This is a genomic window from Moorena sp. SIO1G6 (assembly GCF_010672795.1).
In the GTDB taxonomy this organism is placed as follows: domain Bacteria; phylum Cyanobacteriota; class Cyanobacteriia; order Cyanobacteriales; family Coleofasciculaceae; genus Moorena; species Moorena producens.
Window position 1 is genome coordinate 1 of record NZ_JAAHFZ010000123.1, and the last position, 5,672, is coordinate 5,672.

Here is a 5,672-nt window from a genome sequence, read left to right on the forward strand (position 1 = left end):
AGGCACGTAAGTGGCTGACTTGCCCAGCATTTAAGGCCGTAGGCCACGCTACGCGAACGGCTTTGTTTATCAGTACATATATTATAGCAATTTTATAATACCCTGTGCAAAATTCATCCCACACCTATGCTACGCATTAGGTGTGGGGCTTCTTTTGCCGGACAGCTAAAAAACGTCAAAAAAGTTCTAACACCAGGATCGAGAGCAACTACCTTGCCTTGATTCTCGGCTTTGTTTCGAGTTGCTTTGTAAGGGACTACTAAATAATAGTCCCCATTGGTGCTAATTAATCGATAGTCACATAGGTGATCTGGTAGGCTTTCAGCAAAGGTTAACTCTCCTAATTTTGTAGGGTAGATCCCCTTTACTGAAACAGCGGATTTTGGGATGTAGCAAGACTGAACAGGAGTTTTTCGAGACCTAAAGCGAACTCGATTAATTTGCCCAGTCAAATTGTATTTTTTCTTAGCCTCTATGACCGCAGTGCAGGCATCCTTTATCCCTATCGATTTAATTTGATAAGGTACTGTTTTACACCATTCAGGAAGACTGTTAAGGATGTCAGTCTTGATGGCCAACCAGTTAGCTTTAACTTCGCCATTTTTGAGGATTTCTACGGTCTTGTTGAAAACATAACGGGACACTCCAAACCAGCGATTAATCAATTGACGTTGGTCAGCTTTTAGGAATAGTCGGATCTTTTTTGATTTTTGAACCGTATTTCCTGAGTCCTTGGACTCTACAAGAGCAGACGTGAATGATTGAGAGAATATCGGCGGTAAATTCTGATCAAAGACAGCTTTCAGGGTTGTCGGATCCCATGATTTTTCCACCGTTGAGACTGACCGGAGATGAAACCTTAGAGTAGTGCAGCCTTACTACAAAACCTTTACCCTATGCTGCATAATTTACCAACTATAAAGGCTGCACTACTCTTACGGTAACTTCTAACCAAGTACTCAAAGAGTTCAAACCCAAACCGGGTAAGTCTGTCGAGACAGGCAACAATAATTGTGAGCTGATCCCCACGCATAAGTCGCTCCAGTATGGTTTTAAGCCCAAATCTTTTGTAGTTAAGTCCTGATCCGATGTCAAAGATGATTTCCGCTTCTGGATAGAGGGAGTGCATATAAGCAACCTGTCGATTAAGGTCATTCCTTTGTTTTTGGCTGCTGAGGAGGCAGTAACAGATAGTAGCAACCACAGTTTTGCCCGCCTTTCCGAAGGTGAGTAAGCTTTCTGTATCGAAGAGTCTGTAACCACTTGGGGTGCGTTCGCATTTGATCGTGCCATTATCTGCATACTTGCGAAAGGTATTTCTGGAGAGTCCCGTAAGTTCGACCGCCTTACGTAGTGGTATCAGTAACCTCCCTTAAGTATACCAAATAGTTGTAGAGATTGCTAGACTATGTGACACTTTTTATAACTGTATACAAACCTTTTGATTTATCCGTCTGATGGGATGCCAGTGCGTTTTAAGGCCAGAGACTTGCAGTGTATTGAGGAAACTTAGTATTGCTTGGTGCAGTTTTAGCTAAGTTTTCGTTTGTGTTAGTAAGTTAACTGGCTTTTTATGATTAGTATTGGGAATGCGATCGCATCCTTGTTTTATGTGGTCATATACCGTAGCTATTCAGGTATCAGCTATTAGCTATCAGCGTGTCGCGTATCAGCTTATGCGCTACACGCACACTACTTGAGGTGCCATTGGCCAAAGGCTGACCGCTAAACGCTGACCGCTGAATGCTTACCATATACCCAGTCATGCCCCTGACCCCTAACAGGTCTCCTGAACTTAACGGTAAGGTATTAATACCATGTTAAGCTTATAGACTAGAAGGCTCTCGACCACTATCTTATCATAGGCACGGACAACTATGCGACCTGATTTGCAGGACTTGGTGATTTCAGAGGATTATCTCAGCAATTTGATTGGGGAGAAGCCAGACCGAGTCAGAGGTTTTTTCCTAGAGAAACCAAAAGAACCAGGAGATTTCCTGATCAAATTGGGTAGAGGTACCTTTCTATGGTTGAAATATAAGGCAGTTAGACGGCTGGTGAAAGAAGTGGATCGATACAATACGGTGATTAGAGCTGTATACATTAATGATCAATTGGAAGAAGCTGGTAATCCAGGTGTTGGTCTCAGCAATCGGGAGCGAGTGCTCGAAGCCCTTAAGGTGATGAAAACGGATTTAGTGCGTGCCTTGAAGACAGAACGAATTCTCAGAGAGAATAAGCAGTTTATTACTAAGAATCCTCAGCTATTTACTACTAATTTAACCACCTTGACTGCCCTGCACTTGAGTGATCAGGCCAGTGAGTATGGACGAGTGCTAGATCAAGCCTTGCAGGTGGCAGTGGGGGTGCAAGAGGAAATGAGAAAATTGCAGAATCAGCGTTAGGGGCGGATAATCTATTTATTTTAGGGAGTCGGGAATCGGGAGTCGGGAGTCGGGAATCGGGAGTCGGGAATCGGGAATCGGGAATCGGGAGTCGGGAATCGGGAGTCGGCAGGGTTATTTCATTCTGGATCTAGGTAACGAGTTTAAAGGCTTTCAGCCATCACATACCTGAATGCTCGAAGGCTGAAAAGACGTATCCTCGTCAATGCATAAAATATTGCAATTTAGAATGAAACAGCCCTGGGGAGTCGGGAATCGGGAACAGAGAAAAAATTCTGTGCATCGCTGGTTTTTTAAATATTAAGGTTGTGTTTAGCTCTCAGACTGTGTTTAGTTTACCAGGTGGTGGCGATCGCTCTCCCGATGTAGCTTGGGTAGCGCTGGAAAGATGGAAAGCACTGAGTCAAACAGAAAGAGAAGGTTTTCCACCCATTTGCCCCGATTTTGTGATTGAGTTGCGCTCACGGACAGATCGATTAAAGCCCCTACAGGAGAAAATCCAAGAGTATCTAGCCAGTGGCTTGCGTTTGGGTTGGTTGATTAATCCTCAGGATAAACTGGTAGAAATTTATCTGGCAAATCAACCTGTGGAAGTAGTAGCAATGCCTGTAGTGTTAACAGGAAATGAGGTGTTACTGGGGTTTAGTTTAGAATTTAGAATTTAGAATGAAGAATTTAGAATGAAGAATTCAGAATGAAGAATTTAGAATGAAGAATTTAGAATGAAGAATTTAGAATGAAGAATTTAGAATGAAGAATTTAGAATGAAGAATTTAGAATGAAGAATTTAGAATGAAGAATTTAGAATGAAGAATGAAGAATGAAGAATTTAGAATGAAGAATTTAGAATGAAGAATTTAGAATGAAGAATTTAGAATTTAGTGGCTAGTGGTGCTTTAGGGACGGGCTCGCCCTGATTTTATCGGTAGCCAGTGTTGGGACAGTCCGTCCGGAAATGAAACGGGCAAGATGCCCGTTCCACGCCTGATGCCCATTCCAACCACCAGGTCAAACAGCTTTTAGGAGATGCACCCAGCCACAAGCGCGTTCGCTTTTAGCGTGGCCTACGGCCAATCGCGTAGCGTGACCTTTGGTCAATCGCATTTTGGCTTTCTTGGTCTGTTGCTAACCTTTCCCCCCATCCAAGAAAACAGTTGTGCAATTTGATCAGTATGAATAGCTCTGGCTATAGGTTCCGATATCCACCCGGGAAAAAACCTATATCATATATATATTATTACTATGAAAACAGCTATATAATATACCCTATTCTTTCTTCCCACACTCTCCCATCGGGTGCATCTCCTAAAAGTTGTTTGACCCAGCAGTGGTGCGTTACGGGCAGCAACCTAACCCTGGCGCTTGAGCAAAACATACCAAGCCCCTAACTTGTCACAAATCATTTAGGATTGCTATATTTTGTTTAAATGGATTTGAGTCAATTTACATTGAGGGGTACAATAAATGACGGCTCCACTCTCTTTGTCCAAACTACTAAGCCCTTTTGAATTAGGTGATTTATCTTTAAAAAACCGAGTAGTAATGCCTCCTTTAACTAGAGGGAGAGCAGTTAATATGGGTATTCCCAATGATTTAATGGTGGAATATTATACTCAAAGAACTGGAGTAGGTCTAATTATCACTGAAGGTACTTTTATTTCCCCTCAAGCTAACGGTTGGGTAAATGCTCCTGGTATTTATACTCTGGAACAAACTGAAGGGTGGAAAAAAGTTGTTAGTAGTGTACACTCTAAGAATACGCCATTATTTTTGCAGCTTTGGCACTGTGGTAGGGCTTCTCATAGTAGTTTCCATGATGGTAAGCTAGCTGTTGCTCCTTCAGCCATTAAAATTAACGAAGAATATGTTCATACCCCTCAGGGAAAACAGCCTCACGAAACTCCACGAGCCCTGGAAACTGAAGAAATACCCCAAATAGTAGAAGAGTATAAAAAAGCGGCTGAAAATGCCAAACATGCAGGTTTTGATGGGGTAGAGATTCATTCAGCTAATGGTTATTTACTGGACTCTTTTCTGCAATCTAAAACCAACCAAAGAACAGATAACTATGGTGGTATTATTGAGAATAGATATCGTTTACTCAAAGAAGTAATCGAAGCTGTAATAACTGTTTTCCCAGTCAATAGAGTGGGGGTTCGTTTGTCTCCTAATGGTTTATTTAATGATATGGGGTCTGTGGATTATCGTGAAACATTTCTTTATGTAGCTAAAGAGTTAAACAGTTATGGGTTAGCTTATATCCATGTATTAGATGGGTTGGCGTTTGGATTTCATGAATTAGGAGAACCGATGACTTTGGCTGAGCTTAGAAACGTTTTTGATGGTCCAATTATTGGTAATTGCGGCTATAGTAAAGAAACAGCAGAAGCGGCAATTCAAGAAGGTGTGGCGGATTTAATTGCTTTCGGAAGACCGATTCTGAGTAATCCAGATTTGGTTGATCGCTTCGCTAATAATTGGCCTCTTAATCCTATTCCAGATGTTAAAGTTTGGTATTCTCCAGGTAAAGAAGGTTATACTGACTTTCCTACTTATAATGCGGAAAACTAGCGAGGCTCTTACTAAGTGCGGTCTAGCCTGAAATCTTAACCCTAAAGGCATTTAGGGTTTACAATTTTTTGAGCGAACAGTGGTTCATTACGGGGCAGGCTGTCCCAACTCTTGCCTCTTGCGTCTTGCGTCTTGCCTGCTCCCTGTTCCCTGTTCCCTGCTCCCTGCTCCCTAAAGATCTATAATAATAGATAAACCAAAAAACAACTACCAAGATCATGCTAGATTGGTTAGCACTGTGGGGAATTTCTAGTGCCGGTGGCTATCTCGCCAAAGAAGTGATCGGTCCCTTGGCCAAAGACGCTCTAGAAGACTACACTAAAGATTTTTTCAAAGAATCTATCAAAGATTATACCGGACTATCGGATCAAGATACCCAGAAAAAACTCTTGATTAAAGCCTTAAAAGCCTTTGTAGCTTTAGTGGAAAAGGAATTAAAGGTTGCTGACCTATCTAAGCAAGAGGTAAAACAATATACTAAACCCCTCAAGCAGTATATTAAGAACCAATCCGTTAAAGCTATCCTGGGAAGTGCCTTTAACTATGGCTGTAAAGAAATAGATACTGAGCTGGGGGGGCGACAAGCGCCCCGTAAACCTTGATATATATTAAATTGAGCGAATTATGGTAAAAAAAGATAGGTCAGAAATTGTCAAGACGACCTATCAAGTTAGAATGATACCAGAATTATACCAA

General features: G+C 41.8%; 5 protein-coding genes and 1 pseudogene. 4 read left to right on the top strand and 2 right to left on the bottom strand.

Features of this window, described 5'->3' with window-relative positions:
- Positions 1–113 precede the first annotated feature (113 nt).
- Together F6K63_RS36110 and F6K63_RS36120 are read right to left on the bottom strand one after the other, a co-directional pair.
- Positions 114–833: a helix-turn-helix domain-containing protein gene (locus tag F6K63_RS36110; RefSeq protein ID WP_502708002.1), complete on the bottom strand. Its 720-nt coding sequence runs from the start codon at positions 831–833 to the stop codon at positions 114–116.
- Between the two features lie 56 nt (positions 834–889).
- The gene (locus F6K63_RS36120) at positions 890–1,204 is read right to left on the bottom strand and encodes a recombinase family protein (protein ID WP_229414555.1); all 315 of its coding nucleotides are present in this window, start codon (positions 1,202–1,204) and stop codon (positions 890–892) included.
- A 673-nt stretch (positions 1,205–1,877) separates the two neighbouring features.
- Here F6K63_RS36120 and F6K63_RS36125 point away from each other — a divergent pair.
- From F6K63_RS36125 to F6K63_RS36140, 4 genes and pseudogenes are all read left to right on the top strand, one after another.
- The gene (locus tag F6K63_RS36125) at positions 1,878–2,405 is read left to right on the top strand and encodes a hypothetical protein (protein WP_008185855.1); all 528 of its coding nucleotides are present in this window, start codon (positions 1,878–1,880) and stop codon (positions 2,403–2,405) included.
- Positions 2,406–2,647: 242 nt separating this feature from the next.
- Positions 2,648–3,070 (top strand): annotated as a pseudogene (locus tag F6K63_RS36130) (Uma2 family endonuclease); the annotation flags it as partial.
- Positions 3,071–3,869: 799 nt separating this feature from the next.
- Positions 3,870–4,976: an alkene reductase gene (locus tag F6K63_RS36135; RefSeq protein ID WP_008185851.1), complete on the top strand. Its 1,107-nt coding sequence runs from the start codon at positions 3,870–3,872 to the stop codon at positions 4,974–4,976.
- A gap of 218 nt (positions 4,977–5,194) precedes the next feature.
- Entirely contained in the window at positions 5,195–5,578 is a 384-nt protein-coding gene (locus F6K63_RS36140) for a hypothetical protein (RefSeq protein WP_287314911.1), read from the top strand.
- The last annotated feature ends 94 nt before the right edge of the window (positions 5,579–5,672 follow it).

Excerpts from the sequence above, each read along its gene's own strand:
- F6K63_RS36125 (WP_008185855.1), top strand. The coding sequence starts at position 1,878 with ATGCGACCTGATTTGCAGGACTTGGTGATTTCAGAGGATTATCTCAGC.
- F6K63_RS36135 (WP_008185851.1), top strand. The coding sequence starts at position 3,870 with ATGACGGCTCCACTCTCTTTGTCCAAACTACTAAGCCCTTTTGAATTA.
- F6K63_RS36140 (WP_287314911.1), top strand. The coding sequence starts at position 5,195 with ATGCTAGATTGGTTAGCACTGTGGGGAATTTCTAGTGCCGGTGGCTAT.